The following is a 23044-nucleotide window of genomic DNA, read 5'->3' as shown; positions in this document are numbered from 1 at the left end:
ACCCTAACGGTTTGGCGCTATCACAAATAAAGGCTGCTCATACTCTACGACTTCACCTTCTTCTACCAAAACCTCTTTAAGCGTACCGCTCGTTTCTGCCTTGACTTCATACATCATTTTCATGGCTTCGATGATACACAGCGTCTGCCCCGCCTCTATCTGATCACCGACTGTAAAAAAGGCATCAGCAGTTGGTTCTGGACGCAGATAAAAAGTGCCTAGCATTGGAGCCGTTACTTGATTGGGTGCGTTCTCAGTAGCTACTGTTTCGTTAGTTGTATCAGAGCTTGTCATCTCACTATCATTGTTACTGGTTTTCTGAGTAGAAGCGCCTGCTGCTGAGCGCTGCTCTGAATGAGGGGCGTTGGTAGGAGAATGGTGTTCGCCGTTGTCATTGCCATCAGCATGACAAACGATAGAGATACGTGTGTCGCCATCGGTCAGTTCTAAAGATTTTATGTCTGAGCTTTCGGCCAGTTTTATTAGTTTTTCTAAATCCGTGAAGTTAATATTCATATTCATGTGTTTTGCTATTCCGTTAGTATAAAAGTGAGCAATGGTTTTTGATTAAGACGTTGTGTTTATGCGCCTTTGATAAGCTGATTGGTAGGAATTGGTTTTTAAAATACTTAATATAAGCGAGTGCAAGGGACAGACATTACAGCACTGCCAAGTCTTCATCTTTTGGGTCGCAAATAAACATATAGCCTGGCGCGTGCGTGATCATAAGTTCGGGTTTGCTGGTCATGGCGATACTTTGCGGCGTGACACCGCATGCCCAAAATACAGGAACTTCGCCTGCTTTTATGATAGATGCGTCCCCAAAATCAGGAGAATGAATGTCATTGATACCAATGAGACTGGGATCGCCTATATGAATGGGTGCGCCATGCACTTGAGGAAACCGAGAAGTGGCCTGTACGGCTCTCGTCACAAGCTTATAGGGTATCGGGCGCATGCTGACCACCATTTTTCCATGGAATTGGCCTGCAGGTTCAGTATCTATGTTGGTGAGGTACATCGGCACATTATGATGGTCTTCTACGTGCCTAATAGGGATGGAGGCATTTGATAGTGCAGACTCAAAAGAAAAACTACACCCCAAAAGAAAACAAACCAGATCATCGCGCCAGTAATCTTTTAGATCTGATACCTCGTCTACTAAGTCGCCATGTTTATATATACGATATTTGGGTACTTCAGATTTTAAGTCTGCGCCTTTTGCCATGAGACGTGGCTCTGAGCTGCCAACATCCGTCACGTCTAGTACAGGACAAGACTTTGGATTTCTTTGGGCAAATAACAAAAAATCATATGCCAGACTTTTAGGAACAATGACGACATTGGCTTGGATGTGACCTGTACACATACCAGATGTGGGCTGATTGATTTGGTTTTTTCCGATTAAACCTCTTACCTGCTCTGGAGTCATATTCGCTAAATCCAGCATAGTTATAGCCTCTTATTTTTATCCTTTTTATCAGACGAAAGTCTTTTAAAATCAGATTAAGGTCTTTTATACAGCCATGTTTTATGTATTGATAAACGTATTATCGTTATTCGAAGTTAACAGAATGGTTTTTAGATTACAATGCGACATCGACCCTTACTCCCCTTAATACAGCAAAGCACATTTGTTTCATGACGTTTAAGTCTATGAATCTGCTATAAATACTATTGAATAAAAAAACTTAAAATTTTTTGCCATCGCTGTCAGTTGCGTGACATACCCTCAAAAAGGCTTGGTTATGATGATTAAATAATGTGCTCATCAGAGAGTATCTTGACGCCACGTGATAAACGCTCTATTTTATGAGTATCACGCTACATTCAGAATGGCTTTATACAATACCTATCAACTATCAGCATACATACCACACTTTGAGGGCACTGCCGTTATAACCATACGGCTGTTTTGCTAACCAATTTGATAAGAGGGCAAGGATGATTATAGATAACGACGTATTACGAGAACGCATCAGCTTACTGGCATCGTTCCTCGGTGACGCCATTGCTCGTCAGACTGGAGAGCAAACCATCCATACCATTGAGACACTGCGAAAAGGGTTTATCCAGCAGCGACGCGCACCTGATGATACCCATAAACAGCAGCTCATCGATTTTATCGCCTCTTTAGACAATCAAACCTTAAAAAACGTCATTCGCAGTTTTTCTATTTATTTTTTCTTAGCCAATTTGAGTGAAGAAAACTACTTACGAGAGCAGCGTCAGGCACTACGGGCTCAATCCGAACAAAGCTGGGAAGGATCGTTTCGTCGCACCTTACTTGAGTGCCGTGAACGAAATATTGAACCTGAGCAAATGCAGGAACTCATTGATCAATTAACATTCATCCCCGTCTTTACCGCGCATCCTACCGAAGCGCGCCGCCGCACGACGATGAATATTTTACAAAGTCTATTTACCCATAGCGATGCGTTAAACAACTTTGATGAAAACAGCCTTGCTTATGAGCAAGCAAAAGCGCAAACCGCGCAAACCATCGATTTGCTGTGGTCCTCTGATGAGGTACGTACCCGTAAGCCCTTGGTTTATGATGAAATAAATAACGGTCTGCATTATTTTAATGCCAGCCTATTTAATGCCATTCCCAAGGTGTATCGCAATATGAAAGCCGCCATTGTCGATATCTATCCAGAATTGAGCGACTACCCTTTACCCGCCTTTATGAGCTTTGGTTCTTGGATCGGTGGCGATAGAGATGGCAATCCGTTTGTGACGTTTGAGACCACAGAGCTTGCTGTGCTCATGCACGCTGATACCGTGCTGCGTCACTATCAAGTGCTGCTAAAAAAACTGCGCCGCCAACTGATTCATAGCGATACCATCGTGACGGTTGCGCCCGACGTCTATGAAAAAATCAACCAGTATAGCGAGCTTGATCAGCGCGTGTTTGATTACAACCTTGATGACTATGGCAACGAGCCTTACCGCCGATTACTCTCTTTAATTCTGAACAAAGTCAAAGCCACCAATCAACTGATTCAAAGCAAAGGGGCTGACAGCGACGCCAAAAAAGACGCTTATACTAACCCGCAAGAACTGCTAGAAGATCTGCGCATCATTCGTCAAAGTGTCAATACTCATGATACTGCGCATGGTGAAGGACTGCTGCTTGATCTGATTCGTCTGGTCAAAACGTGCGGCTTTCATTTGGCGGCCCTCGATATTCGCCAAGAGTCGTCTTATCATGGCGAAGTCATTGCAGATATTTTTGCAAGCGCCTCAAATTTGCCCGACTATCACACGCTTAATGAAACAGAGCGTCAAGAGTGGCTGACGCGCTTACTCAAAAAACCGGGTACACCGCTGATTTATACCGATGATTTAACGGATAAAACCCGCGAACAATTGGCCTTGATGAACTCGGTTGCGACATTGCGCAAATTGGTCGGACAAGACACCTTTGGTAGCTATGTGATTTCGATGACCAACAACGCTAGCCAAATACTAGAAGTGCTGTTGCTCATGCGCTTTGCAGGCTTATGTAGCGTGGATGACGAGGGGCATTTATCCGCTGATTTACCAGTCGCGCCTTTGTTTGAGACCATCGAAGATCTTAAAAACATCGATCAGATTTTACCTGCTGTGTTAGACAATCCTCTGTATCGAGGATTGCTTCAAAACTCAGATAACACGCAAGAAATCATGCTGGGATATTCCGACTCCTCAAAAGATGGCGGCATCATTACCTCGGCATGGCAGCTTTATAGTGCACAACAAACCATTGATCGTATTGCCGAAAAATATGGCATCAAAACGCGCTTGTTCCATGGACGCGGTGGCTCTGTCAGTCGCGGTGGTGGCTCCACACACAATGCCATTGCCGCTCAGCCTGCTGGTACACTGCACGGTCAAATCAAAGTCACAGAGCAAGGCGAAGTACTTTACGCCAAATACGCCAACACCGATACCGCAGTGTTTGAGCTGACCATGGGTATCACAGGTACGCTAAAAGCTTGCTCGTCGAGGTTTGTGGTACAACCCGCTGAGCTGCCCAATTATGAGTCGCTCTTTGCGCGGTTGGCAGAGGCAGGCGAGCGTCGCTATCGCGAATTGACCGACCATACCGAAGGGTTTTATCAATTCTATTCACAGGTCACCCCTGTACAAGAGATTTCCTTATTGAATATTGGCTCACGTCCCTCGCATCGCAAAAAAGGCGTGCCAAGCAAAACCACTTTGCGGGCGATTCCTTGGGTTTTTGGTTGGTCATTAGCTCGTTTTACACTGCCAGCGTGGTACGGGGTCGGTAGTGCGCTGCATAGTGTGAAAGCAGATGAAGCGTTGATGAAAGAGATGAACGCTCATTGGCCGTTTTTTAGCGTGTTTATTAGCAACATCGAGATGGCATTTACCAAATCTGAGATGAGCATCGCGCAAGCCTACAGCCAGTTGTGTGATGATGAAGCCTTGCGTGATAAGATTATGGCAGCGGTCATAGAAGAGCACGAACTGACCTATTCAGGTCTGAACGCGTTACTTGAGCAAACCTCGTTATTATCAAATCAGCACAATCTTGCCGCGTCCCTGCAATGGCGAAATGCGTATTTAGACCCCATTAACTATATACAAATCGAGCTGTTAAAACGTGCCAGACAAAAAGGCGATGCGCAACACCATGAAAGTGACAAGAGCAATATTGACGTTGAAGACCCATTAATTCGTAGTATCAATGCTTTGGCAGCAGGTTTACGCAATACTGGTTAATGACTACAACGCCTCACACATTAAGATATTAAAAAACCCTTGTAGACTAGTGCTGACAAGGGTTTATTTATTATTGTATATGTCATTATGCTTTACTATTTCTCAATGAAGCGTGCTTGGTAATCATCTGATTGGGCAGAAGACTTGTATGAAATACGGCAAGCACAGTTGAGAATTTAAGAAGATACTGCTATAAAGCCTATTTATCTCATTAAAGTAGTAAAAGTTAAATAATAAGAATCAATAACAAGGTTGAGTAATGATCAAACCCCTAATTGTCACAACAGCCTGCGTGGCACTCATGCTAACGGCATGTACCAAAGAACAAACCGCCAATTCTACCTCTTTAGATACTGCTAACGCCACCGAACACAGAGACGCCATTCGTATCGCAGCAGCAGCCAATCTGTCAGATGTATTGCCCAAGATTATTGAAGGATATAAAGCCGACAAAAACCTGCCTGCTCAAGAGATTGAAGTTACCTACGCTTCTTCAGGTAAGTTATATGCTCAGATTACCTCTGGCGCCCCTTACGACATATTTTTGGCCGCCAACCAAGCATTTCCTGCTAAATTGGTCAAAGAAAATTTGAATAATAAAACGTCTGGCAATCAAGCATGGTCGCAACCTTTTACATATACTCAAGGTCAGCTAGCACTTTATAGCGTGACGCATTCTTTAAAAGAGTTTAATCCGACCACATTGAATGACATACTAACGACTGGATCGAATACAAAAGTTGCCATTGCCAACCCAAAACTTGCCCCTTACGGCGAATCGGCAAAGTCTTATTTACAAACTCAGAACCTCTATGACGCGCTTACTGAACAAAAGCGTCTCATACAAGCTGAAAATATTGGGCAGGCATTTCAGTATGCTCATACAGGGAGTGTCGATTATGGGTTTGTCGCGCAGTCACAGCTCACCGCAATCAAGGCCACGCCCGACCAGTTCTATACCTTGGCAGCCGATTCTTATCCTCCTATTTTACAAGATGGTATTGTCATCAGCGATTCAGACATAGCGACCGATTTCTCGAATTATTTGCGCTCAAGCGCTGGCCAGCAGTACTTTTCTGATGCAGGCTACCTTGCTCTAAAATAGCAAACATTGATACTAAAAACGGCGGGATATACCGCCGCCTTACTTCTTATTATTTATTAATGGTCATAAAAGGAAAATACCGTGTTGCCCTCTCAGTCAAGTATTGAACCCATACCGCACCTCAATAAGGCACAAAACATGGCGTTAAAAAGCCTTATGATTATGGGCTATTTAGAAGGGACTTCTTTTTTATTACTGCTAGGCATCGCCATGCCTTTGAAGTACATGATGGGCATTCCAGAGGTTGTGACATATGTCGGTATGGCACACGGTATGTTATTTGTGGCTTATATCGTTGTACTAGTCACAACAGCGATGAGAATAAAAATGCCTATTTGGGCCGTACCTGCAGGCGTTATTGGCTCGTTCTTGCCATTTGGACCATTTATATTTGACCACGTCCTCAAAAAGCACTTAAAGCAAGTAAGAACTTAACGCCTGCTCTACTACGGATGATGCCATGATACATACTGGCGTCATCCGTAGTGATTGCCCACTCGTCCTTGATAATTTAAATATCTCTGTTTTGTAGCCACTGATAACGAACACGCAAAACATAATACCCGTCTCTTTATACCATTTTTCAGTGCACGGATTTTAAATGAGTGTCGCGACCTTAAAGATGGCTTATCAGTATCCATGCCCCGATGACAACCAACATGACACCGCCAAATGCTTCGGCTTTATGACCTATCAGTGAGCCAAGCGCTTTACCTAGCATCACACCCAACGTGACCATAATAGCGGTCGCCAAACCGATCAAACCTGCTGCCAAGAAAATATTGACGTCAATGAAGGCCAAGCTGACACCGATGGCCATTGCATCGATACTCGTACCGAAAGCGGTGAGCGCCAATTTGAAGAAAGAATGCTGTGATGGTGCTTCTTGTTCTTCATCATCAGGTTTCAGACCTGCATACAACATATGCAATCCCAAACCTGCCAGAATGACGAAGGCTACCCAATGATCCCATGCCTCAATAAAAGACGCATCTATAAAAGTAGTGGCAGAACGACCAATCAACCAACCAATAATAGGCGTGATTGCTTCAATAGAGCCAAAAATAAGGCCCATTCTCAAAGCTTCGGTAAAACGTGGGTTTTTGAGACCTGCTCCTTTACTAATGGCCACAGAAAAGGCATCAGTAGACATAGAAAAAGCAAGTAAAAGAAGAGCGATAGGGTTCATTTTGATTCTCTCGGTCGAGTATAGAGTCCACGACATACCCACACCCTCGACCTGCAGTGTGTATATATCGATGGTCTCGCCAACCGAGCGGTGTTCACACCATGGCATGTGGCCAAGTATGTTGATGTGAACGCTTTCGTAAGACGAAAGCAGGCTACTCCCCAAAGAGTGGTTAGATTAACATTAATGTGTTATAAGTCAATAATAAATTGCCAGATGGCACGGCAAATCTGCGTATGTTGTTTTGTATATATAGGATTGATATCGCAATGCTATGCTATTACGCTATGTGGCTAAGCGATATGAAGTTTGTTTTTAGGAGTATGACCATGTTTGATTCTCATAACCAATTATTGTCCAAAAAAGTGACGTCACTATTATTTTCAGCTTGCCTTGTGGGCGGCATACAATTGCTTACAGGCTGCGAGTCACAACCCTCACCTTCTGATGATAGTGCAGCCCAAGCTGATGAAAATACAACATCGGCGCAAACGGACACGCCAGCCCCTGCTGCTGTTAATGATAAAAATGTCACAGAACAAGCACCAACCAGCACCGAAACAAGTCCTACCGATGACCAAGCGGTGAGTCCATCTGGCTATCAAAAGCTGGGCTTTGGACAAGTGGTGACCCCTGCGCTTTTGGCGGACTTAGGACTGACCAAACAAGAGAGTGACAACGAGCAATGCTATTATGTGAGCGATTCAAAACAATCCTATATGGATCAAGCTTACGGCAAACGCGCGTCTGTCCTATATCAAGTCATAGATGGCAAAGTAGCGCTAATTACGATTAGAGATCCCAAAACGCCATTCTATACGGGTGTACATGTGGGTGATACTGCTACGGCGGTCATGAACGCGCATGATGACAGTCTTACTTATGCTGTTGATAAATATGCCGTTGAAGGTGATTATTACAACTTGACGGCGAACGTCAATTTTATCGTGACCAATAACAATGATGTGGGCACACTTTTAAAGCCAGAAGATATTAAGATGAATGATGCAAACGACACCTTGTCCATTCAAATTGAGTATCATATTAAAGGTGGTCAAAAGCTCAGTAATAACATCATTAGCGAGACTGAGTGGACGGTAGACAATAAGCGTGCGTTAAAAGGTGAGGTAGAGAGTATCGATATCGGTATTCCAGAAGCCATTTATTTGGTCGAGGGCTGCTCTTAATTACTGTTAAACGCTTCTAAATCGATATGATAAAGAACCTAAGCGACAAAGACGCCAGATAAACCCTAGAGTCTTTGTCCACTGCCCTGATGTTTTGGGTATCACTGCTGCGTAGCATCATGCTGATGCCCTATCATTCATATCAATGACTCATTTTATCATTGACCAATCGCACTTTCTAAAATCGTATACGCGGCTTTGACTCGTTCTGTATTCGGATAGTTCTTGTTGGCTAAAATGACGATGCCTGTTTTTTTCGCAGGTACATACGCAATATAAGCCCCGAACCCATTCGTTGACCCTGTTTTATTGACCCACACATCATCGCGTATAGGCGCTGGTGGTTCATTCATTTGGATCGGCTGAGGTTTTAAAATAGTGTCTGTTGAATTGCCTTCCAAAAGCGTTGGCAATGTGGTCGGTAACGAATACATTTCCCACGCAAGCCCCTGTGTGAATGAGTTAGTACGATAGTAGCCCTTTCTATTATTATCTAGTGCTTGCTGCATCTGATTGTCTAAAGGCAGTAGACCTATATTCATAGCCAGATAACGGGTCATATCGGCACTGGTCGATTTGATGCCATAAGCTTCTGCATCTAGCATACCGGGGTTGACCCTGATTGGCTCGTCTGCCTTATTATAGCCAAACGCATAATCACCCATCTTATCCGCAGGCACATTGACAAAAGTATTGCTCATACCTAGTGAAGGCAATAGCTTGTTTTCCATTAGCTTGGTGAAGTCAGTGTCCATACTCAGCGCAGCTATATGTCCAAACAGTCCGATACTGGCATTAGAATACAGACGAGTGGAATTGACAGGGAACTCAGGTTGCCAAGACTTATAATATTGCAACAACTCCTTATCATTCTCAATATCTTCAGGCACCTGTAATGGCAATCCACCAGCACTATAGGTTCCTAAGTTGATCAGCTCGGTATTACCAATGGCACTATTTTTTAGGTAAGGAATATATTTGTCTGCGGTGTCATCTAGCGCCAATGTGCCGTTTAACTCAGCATAGTTGGCAAGCGTGGCAGTAAAGGTTTTACTTACCGAACCCAGCTCAAAAATTGTGTCCTCTGACACAGGCTGGTTGCGCTGCTTGTCAGACAAACCATAGTTATAAAAATGTGATTTGCCATCGACGATTATGCCAAACGCCATACCAGGAATATTATGCGCTGCCATCAACTGTTTGGCTTGCGCATCCACTTTACCCTTTAAACACGCATCGGAGCATGCTGCTTGAGCCGTTTCAGAGATGAATAAGGTTGCAGCCAGTAGACTAAGTACTAGACTGGCTAGAGGTTTTTGAGCTGATATTTTCATTGGATATTTACCGATACTCTCTATGAATAATAAAAAAGGAAAACGAGTGTTAAAGGTAGCAGCTTTGCCGCCCATTTATCACCTTATTTTTTGCAATTTTTACTTTTAAATAGGTATCCGCTTTGCGCTAATACAAAAGCAGTAGTGAATGGCGCAAAACGCTCAAATAATGACATATGGTAAAGAAAATCAGACAGCAATGAGCGCGTGGTCTGCTACAGTATCAGCCGATTATTTAGACTAGACGTTATCAAACATGTCATCTATAGTCTCAATCCCTGTATCCAACCAACCGACATAGTAGACACGATGATAAGCGCATTATTTAGTGCCATATCAGCCACGATAAAGGAATAAGCTATCCATGATTGCGCTCATTGAACAACGCCCTCAGCTCATCAGCTTGGGTATGGTGCTTATTTTGACGATAGCACTGTTATGGCTGATACAACGCCTCATGATTCGCTATGGTAAGCGAATATTGGCGTTGCTCTCTTGCGTCGATTTTTGGTTGCGCGGACATATCGCACGCCTACCGCTGATGATACGTCTACAGCAAAGATACCCAGCAATGTTTGGATTTATTACCAAGCGCTTTGCCCGTGGTCATTTTTCTGGTCTAATCCTCACCGTTTTGACGCTTTTAAATGTATATATTCTGGCGCTGTTTGCAGGCTTGGTCGAGGATATTGTGGAGGCCGACTCTATTGTGACCACCGATCTGTTTGTGTCGCAGCATATGAGCGTGCTACAAGATTCAAGCATCGTGCCTGCTTTTGTTTTTATCACCAGTTTAGGCTCTACGCCGATTACTTGCTTAATCATTCTGCTAACAGCAATCCTCTGCGCGGTCGTGCGTCAGCCTTATATTTTGGTCGGTCTGCTACTCTCAACCATCGGCAGTACCGCCTTTACGTTTTTGAGCAAGATGGTGTTTCAGCGGTCACGACCGATTGATATTTTGCTGATGGAACATACTTATTCTTTTCCCAGTGGTCATGCGACCATCAGTATTGCGCTGTATGGTTTTCTCGCTTATATGGCGATTCGCTTTAGCCAACGCTTTATTCGCCAAGTTCGGATATTATCGCTCGCGCTCTTATTATGCTTGCTCATAGGATTGAGCCGAATCGTACTCAATGAGCATTATCTGAGTGACGTGATGGGTGGGTTTTTGGTGGGGACATTATGGCTGACGATTGCCATTAGTATGATGGAATGGCTGACCGCCCGAGGTAAAATCAATTGGCGTGTGTCGTGGTCAAAAGGACAAATCTCACTGGTATGGCTGGGCGTCATCATAGTGTTTGTGGCTACGTTTATTTATGCTTATCTGTATCAGTTTCCGCTGCTTGGGTAAAAACACAGATAGTATTAGGCAATCATCGCGCAAAATCGATCTATTACTGTATTGCATTATTCTTGCACAATGCACCTATAAACAATGAGGAGTAAGCAATGAATAATTTACACAAGCAAACGTGGTTAATTACTGGGGCTACTAGAGGGTTAGGGTTTCAGATAGCGAGTGCAGCATTACTAGCAGGGGCTAACGTGGTAGCGACTGGAAGAGACTTGCAAAAATTAAAAGACGTGTTTGATGATACCAAAAACCTACTCCTACTAGAGTTAGATGTGTGTGACGAACCACAAATTCAACGTATCACAGAAACAGCTTTTAAAAAATTTGGTAGTATTGATGTGCTGGTTAATAATGCAGGGTTTGGCCAACTTGGGTTATTTGAAGAAGTCACACCAGAAAAAGTGAAAGCACAATTTGACACCAATGTTTTCGGCTTAATGTCAATGTGTCGATCAGTGCTACCCTTCATGCGCAAGCAACGCTCAGGATTGATTTATAATATCTCTTCAATAGGGGGTAGTTTGGGCTTTGAGAATTCATCCATTTACTGTTCGGCAAAATTTGCAGTGGAAGGGTTTTCAGAAAGCCTAGCCTTGGAAGTAAAGCAATTTGGCATAGACGTAACCATCGTCCAACCAGGTTTCTTTCGTACAGATTTTCTTGACCAGTCGTCAGTGAAATTTGGCACAATAGCCATCGATGATTATGCGCAATACGCCAAAGCTTTAAATGATGCGTATCGTTCTCAAAACCAACAGCAAGCTGGCGATCCAAAAAAGTTAGGGCAATTGCTCGTCGAAATAGCGCAAAAACCCACACGCCCCATGCGATTGGCTGCTGGCTCTGATGCGATTGAATATTTAGGTACTGCAAACAGCAATCGTCAAAATGATTTGAATAAATGGGCGGATTATTCTCGTAAAACTGATATCAACGATTAAAACATCCCCTTAAAATTCTATAATCAATCCAATATAAAAAAGGTACAGCGAGAATGGGACTAATTTTTTGATGCCTCTGTCGGCGTAGGCACAGTAAGCAAGAAAAATTGGTTCCAGTCTCGATCTATCATTTCTTGTATCCATTTTATTTAGGATCAACTATATATATTAGGAGTTAAGTGTTGACGATAACGGCTATAGCTGAGTATTCGCTCTTGGAGTAAATGATAAAGGTAAGGCTATGCATCGTACTATTACTAACATCATTGAGAACATCACTCCCCATGCAATAGAGAGTGGGATTTTTACGACTAAAATTCCTGATCTAGAAATCATTAGAAGCGATTATCCTACCGAAGAATTATGGACGCTTCATAAGCCTGCGATATGTATCGTTTTACAAGGGAAAAAACGGGTAATATTGGGGCGACAAATATTCGACTATGACATGTCTAAATATTTGTCAGTCTCTTTTGACTTGCCGCTAACAGGACAAGTAATAGAAGCGTCAAAACAAGCGCCTTATCTGTGTATAAAGCTAAACATAGACTCGTCTATATTAGCGGATTTGGTAGTCGCTATTCATGATAAACAAAAGGTTAACAGCCCTATTTCATCAGGACTTCGAATAGAGCAAGCAACACAGGATATTCTCGACCCTATTATGAGATTAACCTCATTATTAAATAACCCTGAAGATATTGAGTTTTTAGCACCATTGATTAAGCGAGAGATTCTTTATCGGCTGCTTTCAACACCTGCTGGACATCATTTGATGGCACAGAGTTTAGGGGTTGGAAAAAGTAAACAGATAGCAAAAGCGATTGCTTGGATAAAAGCAAACGCTAACAAACCATTTAGTGCTGAGGCCGTGGCAAGAGAAGCACATTTAAGCCTATCTGCATTTCATAAACATTTTAAAATTATCACGCTGATGAGCCCTCTTCAGTTCCAAAAAAAATTAAGGCTGCAAGAAGCACGACGCTTAATGGCCTTCGAAGGTGTCGACGCAATGACAGCGAGTAGTCTCGTAGGTTATGAAAGCCCTTCACAGTTTAATCGAGAGTATAAAAGGGCTTATGGTGCATCACCTAAGGCTGATGTTTCCGTTTTAATAAAAAATAACGCTACTTTGTTTTTATAAATCCATCACATGACGATTATTAGCTCGAAACAAAAAAAAGCGCCATTCTAATAAGATGGCGCTTTTTTTCTTATCATTGACTATTACTTTATAAGGTCAACTTTATTCAAAAAATATCGCTTATAAATTTGGATTCACAATGATTTTGACCGCAGATTCATTGTTGTGAATCAGCGTTTCAAACCCTTCAGAGATCAAATCATCTAGCTTGATGCGCTGGGTAATAAATGGCTCAAGATCAACCAAACCATCTTCGACCAGCTTGATGGTGTCTTCGTGATTGTTCACATAGCCAATGGTGCCGCGAATATCTAACTCTTTCATCACCACGCTATGCACGCTGATTTTTGCAGGATGGCTCCAGATAGAGACAATCACCACCACGCCAGCAGGTTTGGTCAGCTCGACGAGTGAGTCCAGCACCGCATTGACACTGGTACATTCAAACGCCACGTCTACGCCGCGATTGTCAGTGATTTTCATCACCTCTTCTTTTAAATCGACTTCGGTAGGGTCCAATATATAATCGGCAACACCACTGTCTTTGGCTTTTTCTTTACGCTTGGCACTCAGCTCGGTCAAGATAACCGTCAGACCTTTGGCTTTTAAAACTGACGACAATAACAGACCGATGGGGCCACCGCCGCCGACCAATGCCACATCACCTTCTTTTGCGCCACTACGTACAAAGGCATGATAGCCGACCGATAATGGCTCAATGAGTGCCGCTTGGTCTAGTGGGATGTCGTTTGAGATAGGATGTACCCAGCGGCGTTTGACCGCGATTTTCTCCGACAAGCCGCCGCCGCGTCCGCCCAATCCGATAAAGTTCATATTTTCTGATAAATGATAGTTCTCCCCTTCTGCGGTAGAGACATCATCGGCAATGATATACGGCTCAACCACCACGTGCTGACCGACTTCGATATCATCGACACCCTCGCCGACTTCGTAGACCACCCCTGAGAACTCATGTCCCATGGTAATTGGCGCGGACTCCCCTGAGATGGGATGCGGATGACCACATGGCGGGATAAAAATCGGCCCTTCCATAAATTCGTGCAAATCTGTGCCGCAAATACCGCACCATGCCACGTCGATACCGACCGTACCCGGCTCAACGGTAGGTTCTGGAATGTCTTCAATACGGATGTCACCTTTGTCATAAAAACGTGCGGCTTTCATATCATGCTCCTTTGATTATTTATTATGTGTTGTGAGAGTCTCTCGCTATCCATAATGCCCAGATTAAAGTTGGGCTGTCAACGATGGCCGCGTGTACAGTTGTTAAGCGAAAGTAACGCTACTGCATATGCCCAGCTATACTTAGCCATACTGCCAATAATCACCTGCGACTAGATGATCGTATCGAATCATCTACTCACTATTTACTACCTTTAAAACACTCATTAAAAATCAGAAAGAGACAGTAAAAGTGATAAGTTTTTAATGTTGCCAAACTTTTGGTTGCATATCTTCTTTATTACGCCTAGTATTTCGACCCTGAAATAATTCTACTATCCAAAAAAGAGCGATGGTAGAGGTGTCTATTTACAACAAAGAAGGACTTATTATGTCAACCAATACAATCACAATTCTAGACGGCGGTATGGGACGAGAGTTGGCAAAGCGCGGTGCACCATTTCGTCAGCCTGAATGGTCGGCGCTTGCGATGATCGAAGCACCTGAGATCGTCCGCGATGTGCACCGTGCCTTTATCCAAAGCGGCGCTGGAGTCATCACTACCAATAGCTACGCGCTCGTACCGTTTCATATTGGCGATGAACGCTTTGCCAATCAGGCACAAGATTTGGCTGCCTCAGCAGGCGAGATGGCGCGTGCAGCAGTCGAGCTTGAAGGTACAAGCACCAAGGTAGCTGGCTCTATCCCGCCATTATTTGGCTCATACCGTGCCGACTTGTTTGATGCGGAACACGTAGAAGATATTGCCACCCCACTTATCAAAGGCTTAGCGCCTCATGTGGATTTTTGGCTGGCGGAGACTCAAAGCCTGATCGCAGAGTCTGTTGCTGTTCGTGAACTGTTAGACACGCTAGATACTGACAACAAGCCACTTTGGGTATCATTCACGTTGGAGGACAGCGAGCATCTTGATGTACCGCGCTTGCGCTCAGGCGAAACGGTAGAAGAAGCCATCGCCACTCTAGCCAATCTCAAGGTAGAAGCAATCTTGTTTAACTGCTGTCAGCCAGAAGTGATCGACCAAGCCCTTGATGTGGCGCAAAGTGTTTTGCAAGATAAAGGTGCCACGCAGATCAAGCTTGGTGCTTATGCAAACGCCTTCCCGCCGCAACCAAAAGACGCCACTGCCAATGATGGCCTTGATGAAGTGCGTGAAGATCTAACACCGCCAGCGTATCTGACATGGGCGCAAAAATGGCAAACGCAAGGCGCCTCATTGATTGGTGGCTGCTGCGGTATTGGCCCTGAGCATATTCAGGAGCTGAGCCAGCACTTCACAGGCACTACCACAACACAGAGATAGCACGATGCAAAACGGACAAAAAATTGGGTTAACCATGCTCACTGCCATCGTGTTTAGCTCGATGGTCGGTGCTGGCATTTTTAGCTTGCCGCAAAACATGGCAGAAGTCGCTGGTGTGGATGCGATCATCACTGCATGGCTCATCACAGGTGTGGGTATTTTGTTCCTCGCTGGCTGCTTTTTGCATTTATCTCGTCTCAAGCCTGAGCTGGACGGCGGTATTTATACCTATGCCAAAACAGGATTTGGCGACTTGGCAGGCTTCTTTTCGGCATGGGGCTATTGGCTGTGCGCCACCATTGGCGTGGTGGGTTATCTGGTGGTGGCGTTTGCTGCATTGGGTAGCTTTATAGATACGCCCGACAGCCTTGTGTTCGGTGAAGGCAATACCTTATGGGCGCTCATAGGTGAATCTGCTATTTTATGGCTGGTGCATTATTTGGTACTACGCGGTGTCAAACAAGCGGCTTTTATCAATCTGCTGGCGACCTTAGCCAAAAGTTTGCCACTCATTGCGTTTATTGTGTTTGCTTACTATGCTTTTGATATGCAAACCTTCGTGGCTGACCGCGCAGGCGAGACTTTGAATGTGCCTTTTATGGAGCAGGTTAAAGGGACGATGCTGATCACGCTTTGGGTGTTTACAGGTATCGAAGGTGCCATTGTCTTATCGCAGCGCGCAAAGAAGCGCTCTGATATCGGTCGCGCCACCTATATAGGCGTGATTTTTGCTTTGGTATTGTATATTGCAATCACTTTGCTGTCGCTTGGGGTCATGAGCCGCATGGATGTCGCTGCTTTGAGCAATCCTTCAATGGCAGGAATCATGGCGCAAATGACTGGCAATGTGGGTAAATGGGTCATTAGTATTGGCCTGATTGTCTCGGTACTGGCGTCTTATTTGAGCTGGATTCTCTACTCGGCTGAAGTGCCGTTTACGGCGGCCAAGTACAATGCATTTCCGCGTATCTTTACTAAGCAAAATGAGCAAGGCACACCGACTGCCTCACTGATGCTCACCAGTTTGACGGTTCAATTTTGCTTATTGATGATTTTTTGGACGGGCGAAGGGTATAACACCTTGGTGATTATCTCCACCTCGATGATCCTGATCCCTTATTTTTTGGTAGGAGCGTATTTGGTCAAAGTTTCCTTTGCTCAATCAGAGCGCTGGAGTATCAAAGCCATCGGTCTTGGAGCAAGTGTTTATGGTGTCTGGCTGATTTATGCAGCAGGCGTTGAAAATCTCCTATTGTCTCTGCTGCTATACATACCGGGTTTGGCAATTTATTATTATAGCCGCTATCAATCTCGCCAGCGTAAACTCAACTCTTTGAGCTAAACCCCAAAGAAAATTTATACTAGCACGTCACTATCCTACATAAAAAGTAAGTCCAAAAAACGCGTGTTTTTTGGACTTTTCTTATAGTCAATTCAATATAAAATACATGCAGGGCTGTCAGCGTCATATTTCTTGCTTGCTGCGCCTTATGATGGCCGTACCTTTTTTATTTAAGATTAACTATCATAAGTAAGTAGGTTCCGCTTTATCAGCCACTTTGATATTTGCTATACCGCCAATGACTCCAAATCAATCACCTGATGGCAGTAATGTCTCATGATGTGATGATCGTGGCTGACCATGATTAGTGTGCAGTTTTGCGCTTTGCACTGCGCTACTAGCAGATCCAGCGTTTCTTTTTGGGTGATGGGATCGAGTCTGGAGGTGACCTCATCAGCAAACAGCAAGACAGGATTAAAGAGCAATGCACGCAAAATTGCCACCCGTTGCAACTCCCCACCTGAGACATTGAGCGCGTTACGTTCAAGAACCTGTTTATCAAGTTTTAACTGCTCTAACAAGACAGGTACGCGACTGGCATCTAAACGGTGCTTTTTAATGACATCGTTGAGCAATGTTTGTAAGCTGGCATGCGAGGCAAAGGCAGCTGGAGGGTCTTGATATAACTTTAGCACTTGATGGCTATTGGGTTTTTCCTGCCACGTAATGGTGCCACTGGCAGGTTTTAGCAAACCACATAACGTATCACCTAACGAGCTTTTACCAATACCACTGCCACCAATCACGCCCAGCACTTCGGCTTTTTGTAAGCTAAAACTCAAGCCTTTAAACAAAACTCGCTTACCACGAGCCAGACTTAAGTCTTGCACAGTGAGCAAGGGGCTATCTTGAATGACCGTCCTATCTTGACTTTGCCAGTTGTGCGGTGCCGCTGCGATCAGCTGCTTGGCATAGTTTGACGCGGGATGATTGAGTACCTGCTCGCCATTGCCCTGTTCTAACAGTTTGCCTTTTTTCATGACCATCATGCGATCATTGGCACCACCACTCAGTGATCTTGCCACATCGATATCATGCGTAATCGTTAAAAGCGTACCGCCATTTTCGGCGACGTTCTTCAACAGCGCGATGACTGCTTGCTTGTTGGCGTCGTCCAAGCCCTTGGTAGGCTCATCCGCGATGACAATATACGCGCCGCCCGAGGTGGCAATCGCAAATGAGGCGCGCTGTGCCATGCCGCCTGACAACTCATGCGGATAATAATCAGCGGATTTAGCCAGTCCCAAGTGCTCGATTTTTTCTTTTGCCAATTGCTTACTGGTGTTGGTGTCTTTTTTGGCGACGAAAAACAAACTCTCCCACACTTGGTCGAGCATGGTCATGGTTGGATTAAGAGAACGGCTCGGCTCTTGCGGTAGCATCGCCATACGCCTGCCCCAATATTGACGCAATTGCGCATTGTCTAGTGCTTGGTTTTCGATCAGTATGTCACCTTGAGCGACCAATTCCTCAGGCAAAGCACCCATGATGGCTTGCGCAAGTAAGCTCTTGCCTGATCCCGTTTCGCCCAAGATAGTGACGTTTTGTCCTTCATACAATGTCAAACTGATAGGCTCGACCAAGTTCTGTCCTGACTTGGTAAACACTGCTACATTGTTGGTTTGCACCAATACTTTTTTTGCTGTTTGCTGGTCTATCATTTTGTTTTCCCTGACATTAACTGTAAGCTTAGTACTAAAACAAACACCGCGATAATCGGCTGTAGAAAAATAAATGGCGCTTGATAATAGTAAGGAAACAACTCAGTCATCATCAGCCCAAGCTCAGCCGTTGGTGGTCGCAAGCCCACGTTAATGAAGCCCAAGGTCGCCAGTGCTAATACCGCATTGCCCGCAGCAAAGGCGCTTAGGGTTGCGATGACAGGCAAAATTTTTGGTAAAAAATGGCGCTTAAAGCAATAGAAAAAATCCATACCCATCAACCGTGAGGATTCAATTTCTCGGCTACTGGCAATGGTTTGCGTCATGGCGCGTACCATACGAAAAAACTCTACCCATAACACTAATGAGATACCAAGATATAGTGACCAAAAACTGTTTGGCGCGATAGCCGCAAACAACAAGACGAACAGCAGCCCTGGTAGCGCCATCACGATGTCGCACAGAAACCTGCAAACAAAGTCAATCCAGCCGCCAAAATAGCCGCTGAGCACACCCAGCAATAGCCCAAAAAATAAGGCAAAACTCACTGACAGCACAATAAGCGAAAATGACAAGCGAATGGCGGAGGCCACCCGTGCCAGCATGTCTCGTCCAAAATGATCGGTACCAAACCAGTGACTGAGACTCGAGGGTTGTAACATACCGTTTAAATCTTGGACATTGGCATCCATTGGATAATAAATAGGCTGCAAAAAGGCAAACACTAACAGTAAGAGTAATAAAATACCCCCAAAACTCTGGGAGGGTTGTGGTTTGCCAAATGATTTAAAAACATTCATGAAGTTAGTCTTCCTAGTATTACAGTCAAAGCCTTTGAAAATGAGTATGAGGCAAGCGAGCTTGACGCTGTACCCATTTATCAATGCGCTGACACTGGTGGATTTATGTGTGATCGCTGCTTTTTTGATGACCGTTAGCGTGATAAATCAATACGGGGATCAATCAGGCTACTCAATAAGTCCACCATCATATTTAGTACGACAAACATACCGCCCATGATAAGTGCGGTGCCCTGTATCATCGGCACATCACGAGCGACAATCGCGTGCACCAGCGCATGACCACTCCCCGGCCATGCAAACAAGCTCTCCACAATCACCACCCCTTCAACCAGATACACCAGCTGCACTGAATGGTATGCCAAAATCGGAATGGCCACATTGCGCAGACCATGACGACAAAACGCCGTCCATTTACCAAGCCCCTTTAAATGAGCAAAATGATAATATTCAGACGTCTGCACTTGTACCATGGCGTGGCGGCTGACGCGGATAGAGACCGCCGCTAGCCCAATCGCCAAGGTCAACGCAGGCAAAATGTAATGTTGCGGCGTGCCATATCCTGCCGCGGGCAACCACTTGACCTGTACGGCCAGTAGTGTGATTAGAGCAATACCAATAATAAAAACGGGCACAGAGCGCAATACGGTACTAACCACCAAGGTTAAACGGTCAAATATCCCACTCGGTCTTTGCGCCGCCAGTAACCCTAAAGGCGGGCCGATGATAAGTGATAAGGCCAATGCCACAAGTGCCAGTGCTAGTGTGTGCCCGAATTGATGCGCGATCTCACTCCAGACAGACTCACCACTTACCAATGAATGACCCAGTTTGAGCTGCGCCAAATCGACTAGCCACTCCATATAGCTGTGCCACCATGCTTGATCCAAACCAAGCTCTGAGCGCACAATGGCGGCCGCAGCGGCATCGGTTTGATCATAACCATAACGACTGGCAGCGATACGGTACGCCATATCACCAGGTAAACTTCGGGTCAAAATAAACGTCAATGTCCCAACCGACCATATGACAAAGACCAGTTGTAATAAACGATGGGAAAAATACTTAAACATAGTTATTAATCACTATTTTTCAAATGTATAAAGCGAGTTACGGCAACAGCTAGCGCATGTCTTCATTTCAAAAATGGTGATAAAAATGAAGACATAGCCCAATTACCAAGACAATTTGTTTAAATAAAAATTGCGTTCTAAACCATCGATTTCTAAACCCTTTAATGATTTATGAGCGGCGGCATTTTGTTGGTAGTACACCACCGGCACGATAGGTCGCTCATCAAAAATAATTTTTGAGACGCGCTTTTTGGTCGCTATATCGTTGCCTTTGGTCGTCTCAAGCGTTAATAAATCCTTGCTCAATGCCGCATTTTGCCAATTCATGACACCCCAATCGCTGCCGTTTGGATCAAAGTCTTCTATGAGTGACCCCACTGGGTCAGGCGTCATGCCATAGTTACGGGCATACAGCGCCATCTCTAGCGTGCCATCTTGATGACCCGCTGGAATCTCTGAAAAATTACCTACAGATACGTCTACATCTACCCCTATTTTTTTCCACTGGGCTTGTAGCGCCGTTGCAATGATTGGTAGTTCTGGACGGTCAGAAAAGGTGCGTAAAGTGAATGTGAATGGCTTGCCGTCTTTTTGTAGCATGCCGCTTGCATCTGCCGTAAACCCTAAGTCTAGTAGGCGCTGTTTGATTGCTTGAGGATCGGCGCTTTGGGTAGGCGTATCGATTTGCCAGTCTTTAAAAATAGGCGGCAGTATTTGCTCAGCCACTGCATTGTCTGTACGCATGACAGACTGAGCAATACCGCGTCTATCGATGGCATCACTGAGCGCTTGACGCACTTTGGCATCACTGAATAAAGGGTTTTTGGCATTGACTTTTAATTGAATAGTACGAGCCAGCGACTTTGATTTGACTTGCAAATTTGGGTCTTGCTGCAAGCGTGTCAGGCTCGCTGAATCTAAGGTAAAAATGAGGTAATTGGGTTTGCTTTGCGCCAGTAACGTGCGAGTCTCACTCCGACTGTTTGCCAGATACGTGACATCTTTGATTTTAGCTTTTTCGCCCCAGTAGTCTGCAAAGGCTTTTTGTTCAATTTTTTGTGGTGGTTCAAATTTGGTGACGTAATAAGGGCCAGTACCAATCAAGGCTTTGACTTCATTGTTAGTATCAAACGAGGATTTTGCCAAAATAATACTGGTTGAATGCGCCAAGTAAGCAGGCAAGGACATTAATGGTTTTTCTAATCTAATCTCAACCGTTTGGCTATCAATCGCTTTAATCTGTGAAATAAAGGCAGACTTTAGAGCCGTCGGCTTGGTTAATGCGACCTCCAGACTTTTTACCACGTCCTCAGCAGCCAATGGTGATCCATCATGGAATTTGACACCATCACGCAGTACAAACGTCCAAACATCGCCTTTGTCATTGGCAGACCAGCTTTTGGCAAGCATGGGCTGTAGATCAGCGTTTTGAGCCGCGTCAACAAGCGTTTCGGCAAGTTGCAAACGCTGAAAAATAAACCCTGACTTACTCGGATCAAGAGAGGTCAGCTCCCAAGGAGTGACTACGATAAGGTTTTGTTGATCCTCCTTTTGCGTAGTGGTGGTTGATTGACCATCGGCTGCTTTTGAGCCCGCGATGACGTACCAAGCCAGCCCTGCTAGCGCGATTAACACAGAAACTAAAGCAATTTTTCTCATATATCTTCCGTTATAGTATAACATTTCAAAAAAAACGTTATACTATAACGAAAGTGTCGGAAGGTAAACAGTTATGGTGAAAAGTGTTCTTATTTATTTCAGAAAGAAGCATAGCAATCAGGCTCCTCTGTTTTGAATACCCAAAAAAAAGACCGCTATCATGTGATAGAAGTCTTTTAAATATTGGACTAGGTAACAGTAGTTTAAATGGGTATTAATTAGCTAATGTGCAGCACATAACGCTGCCGATCATATTTAGCAGCATAACCGACGGCCGTTAGCGATTTTTTGCGTTGCTCGTGATCCATATAATACACGGTGATAGAATCCTCAGAATCTGTATAGTGAATTTTATACGTATAGGGCGTATGCGCAGGCAAATCGCCGAGCAAGTCCACACGCTTACTATTGGTATATTTGATCTTAATATCAGATAACAGATAATCGCTTTTGTTATTGAGGACAATAGTGCCTTTTTCTTGTGGATTGATAGAACATGCAGCCAAAAATAAGACCATAAAGCCCAAGATAACACCACAATTGCGCATCTTATTCTGTCTAAAATTAGAGCATAGTATCATCGATAAAGGGAGCGATGACAATGATATATTCGACACCATACACGCTCCTATGTTTATAAATAAACAGCCTTAAGCATGATCCGCGATACGAATAATTGGCTTCAAGGTGATCCTTTTTTCGCTGTCTTTTGCGGCTTGATTGATGTCTTTAAAATCATAGTACCTGACCAATTTGTCAAAGGCGAAACGTCCTTGTAGATACAGCTCAACCAGCTGCGGAATAAAGACTTTAGTGGTTGAGTCGCCCTCGACAATACCTTGGATAGATTTACCGCCAAGCAGCAAGTCATTGACATCGAAGTTGGCATCCTAAAATATACGTGAGCGCCATTCTCACTGTCAAGATAGGATCAGCGCTGTATCGTTTTTGATACAATCAGGCGACAGTAGCTATGTAGCGTTAATTCCCCCTTAAAAGACATCATAAA

General features: G+C 44.4%; 19 protein-coding genes, 1 pseudogene and 1 riboswitch. Of the genes and pseudogenes, 9 read left to right on the top strand and 11 right to left on the bottom strand.

Translation table 11 applies throughout. The features are described 5' to 3' along the window. Positions 1–3 precede the first annotated feature (3 nt). Positions 4–522: an acetyl-CoA carboxylase biotin carboxyl carrier protein gene (accB, locus tag CZ794_RS10685; protein WP_256958944.1), complete on the bottom strand. Its 519-nt coding sequence runs from the start codon at positions 520–522 to the stop codon at positions 4–6. Positions 523–658: 136 nt separating this feature from the next. After that, positions 659–1450: a putative hydro-lyase gene (locus tag CZ794_RS10680; RefSeq protein ID WP_087041562.1), complete on the bottom strand. Its 792-nt coding sequence runs from the start codon at positions 1448–1450 to the stop codon at positions 659–661. A gap of 494 nt (positions 1451–1944) precedes the next feature. Here CZ794_RS10680 and ppc point away from each other — a divergent pair, with 494 nt between their 5' ends. The 3 genes from ppc to CZ794_RS10665 all read left to right on the top strand — a co-directional run bounded on the left by ppc (position 1945) and on the right by CZ794_RS10665 (position 6271). Beyond that, positions 1945–4731, top strand: a complete 2787-nt coding sequence (gene ppc, locus CZ794_RS10675) for a phosphoenolpyruvate carboxylase (RefSeq protein ID WP_087041561.1) — start codon at positions 1945–1947, stop codon at positions 4729–4731. A gap of 259 nt (positions 4732–4990) precedes the next feature. Further along, positions 4991–5836, top strand: a complete 846-nt coding sequence (modA, locus tag CZ794_RS10670) for a molybdate ABC transporter substrate-binding protein (protein WP_087041560.1) — start codon at positions 4991–4993, stop codon at positions 5834–5836. A gap of 138 nt (positions 5837–5974) precedes the next feature. Beyond that, on the top strand, positions 5975–6271 hold the full coding sequence (locus tag CZ794_RS10665; RefSeq protein ID WP_179207301.1) for a DUF3817 domain-containing protein: 297 nt from the start codon (positions 5975–5977) through the stop codon (positions 6269–6271). Positions 6272–6452: 181 nt separating this feature from the next. Here the strand turns inward: CZ794_RS10665 and CZ794_RS10660 are convergent, their stop codons facing one another. Beyond that, a complete protein-coding gene (locus tag CZ794_RS10660; RefSeq protein WP_256958943.1) occupies positions 6453–7061 on the bottom strand; it encodes a manganese efflux pump MntP family protein in 609 nt (202 codons plus the stop codon). Next, positions 7033–7200: riboswitch (yybP-ykoY riboswitch) on the bottom strand. It overlaps the preceding gene by 29 nt. Before the next feature lie 154 nt (positions 7201–7354). Here CZ794_RS10660 and CZ794_RS10655 point away from each other — a divergent pair. Further along, entirely contained in the window at positions 7355–8212 is an 858-nt protein-coding gene (locus tag CZ794_RS10655; protein ID WP_087041557.1) for a hypothetical protein, read from the top strand. A 158-nt stretch (positions 8213–8370) separates the two neighbouring features. On the opposite strand, the gene ampC is transcribed toward CZ794_RS10655, so the two are convergent. Continuing rightward, positions 8371–9546: a class C beta-lactamase gene (gene ampC, locus CZ794_RS10650; RefSeq protein ID WP_087041686.1), complete on the bottom strand. Its 1176-nt coding sequence runs from the start codon at positions 9544–9546 to the stop codon at positions 8371–8373. Positions 9547–9910: 364 nt separating this feature from the next. Between ampC and CZ794_RS10645 the strand changes: the two genes are divergently transcribed. The 3 genes from CZ794_RS10645 (at position 9911) to CZ794_RS10635 (ending at position 12994) form a co-directional block, all read left to right on the top strand. Then, on the top strand, positions 9911–10906 hold the full coding sequence (locus tag CZ794_RS10645; RefSeq protein WP_087041556.1) for a phosphatase PAP2 family protein: 996 nt from the start codon (positions 9911–9913) through the stop codon (positions 10904–10906). Between the two features lie 98 nt (positions 10907–11004). Beyond that, positions 11005–11850 (top strand): SDR family NAD(P)-dependent oxidoreductase, encoded by an 846-nt coding sequence (locus tag CZ794_RS10640; protein ID WP_087041555.1) that lies wholly within the window; start codon positions 11005–11007, stop codon positions 11848–11850. 241 nt (positions 11851–12091) lie between these two features. Next, positions 12092–12994 (top strand): AraC family transcriptional regulator, encoded by a 903-nt coding sequence (locus tag CZ794_RS10635; protein WP_087041554.1) that lies wholly within the window; start codon positions 12092–12094, stop codon positions 12992–12994. Between the two features lie 120 nt (positions 12995–13114). Here CZ794_RS10635 and CZ794_RS10630 read toward each other — a convergent pair whose 3' ends face one another. Then, a complete protein-coding gene (locus CZ794_RS10630; RefSeq protein WP_087041553.1) occupies positions 13115–14179 on the bottom strand; it encodes a 2,3-butanediol dehydrogenase in 1065 nt (354 codons plus the stop codon). 403 nt (positions 14180–14582) lie between these two features. On the opposite strand from CZ794_RS10630, the gene CZ794_RS10625 reads away from it, so the two are divergent. Next, positions 14583–15500, top strand: a complete 918-nt coding sequence (locus CZ794_RS10625; RefSeq protein ID WP_256958954.1) for a homocysteine S-methyltransferase family protein — start codon at positions 14583–14585, stop codon at positions 15498–15500. Between the two features lie 4 nt (positions 15501–15504). Next, the gene (locus tag CZ794_RS10620) at positions 15505–16842 is read left to right on the top strand and encodes a basic amino acid/polyamine antiporter (RefSeq protein ID WP_087041552.1); all 1338 of its coding nucleotides are present in this window, start codon (positions 15505–15507) and stop codon (positions 16840–16842) included. A gap of 227 nt (positions 16843–17069) precedes the next feature. Here the strand turns inward: CZ794_RS10620 and CZ794_RS10615 are convergent, their stop codons facing one another. From CZ794_RS10615 to CZ794_RS10590, 6 genes and pseudogenes are all read right to left on the bottom strand, one after another. Next, positions 17070–18503, bottom strand: a complete 1434-nt coding sequence (locus CZ794_RS10615; RefSeq protein ID WP_087041551.1) for an ABC transporter ATP-binding protein — start codon at positions 18501–18503, stop codon at positions 17070–17072. After that, positions 18500–19303, bottom strand: coding sequence for an ABC transporter permease (locus CZ794_RS10610; RefSeq protein ID WP_143515720.1), 804 nt, complete (start codon positions 19301–19303; stop codon positions 18500–18502). Before CZ794_RS10610 ends, CZ794_RS10615 begins: the two co-directional genes overlap by 4 nt. A gap of 134 nt (positions 19304–19437) precedes the next feature. Then, positions 19438–20376, bottom strand: a complete 939-nt coding sequence (locus tag CZ794_RS10605) for an ABC transporter permease (RefSeq protein WP_218778317.1) — start codon at positions 20374–20376, stop codon at positions 19438–19440. Positions 20377–20478: 102 nt separating this feature from the next. Next, positions 20479–22035 (bottom strand): ABC transporter substrate-binding protein, encoded by a 1557-nt coding sequence (locus CZ794_RS10600; RefSeq protein ID WP_087041550.1) that lies wholly within the window; start codon positions 22033–22035, stop codon positions 20479–20481. A 218-nt stretch (positions 22036–22253) separates the two neighbouring features. After that, positions 22254–22583 (bottom strand): hypothetical protein, encoded by a 330-nt coding sequence (locus tag CZ794_RS10595; RefSeq protein WP_087041549.1) that lies wholly within the window; start codon positions 22581–22583, stop codon positions 22254–22256. Between the two features lie 102 nt (positions 22584–22685). After that, a pseudogene (locus tag CZ794_RS10590) lies at positions 22686–22922 on the bottom strand (NAD(P)-dependent alcohol dehydrogenase); the annotation flags it as partial. Between the last annotated feature and the right edge of the window lie 122 nt (positions 22923–23044).

Source organism: Psychrobacter sp. JB385 (genome assembly GCF_900163785.1).
Lineage (GTDB): Bacteria > Pseudomonadota > Gammaproteobacteria > Pseudomonadales > Moraxellaceae > Psychrobacter.
The sequence above is the reverse complement of the archived record's forward strand: the minus strand, read 5'-3'. Positions and strand labels throughout refer to the sequence as shown.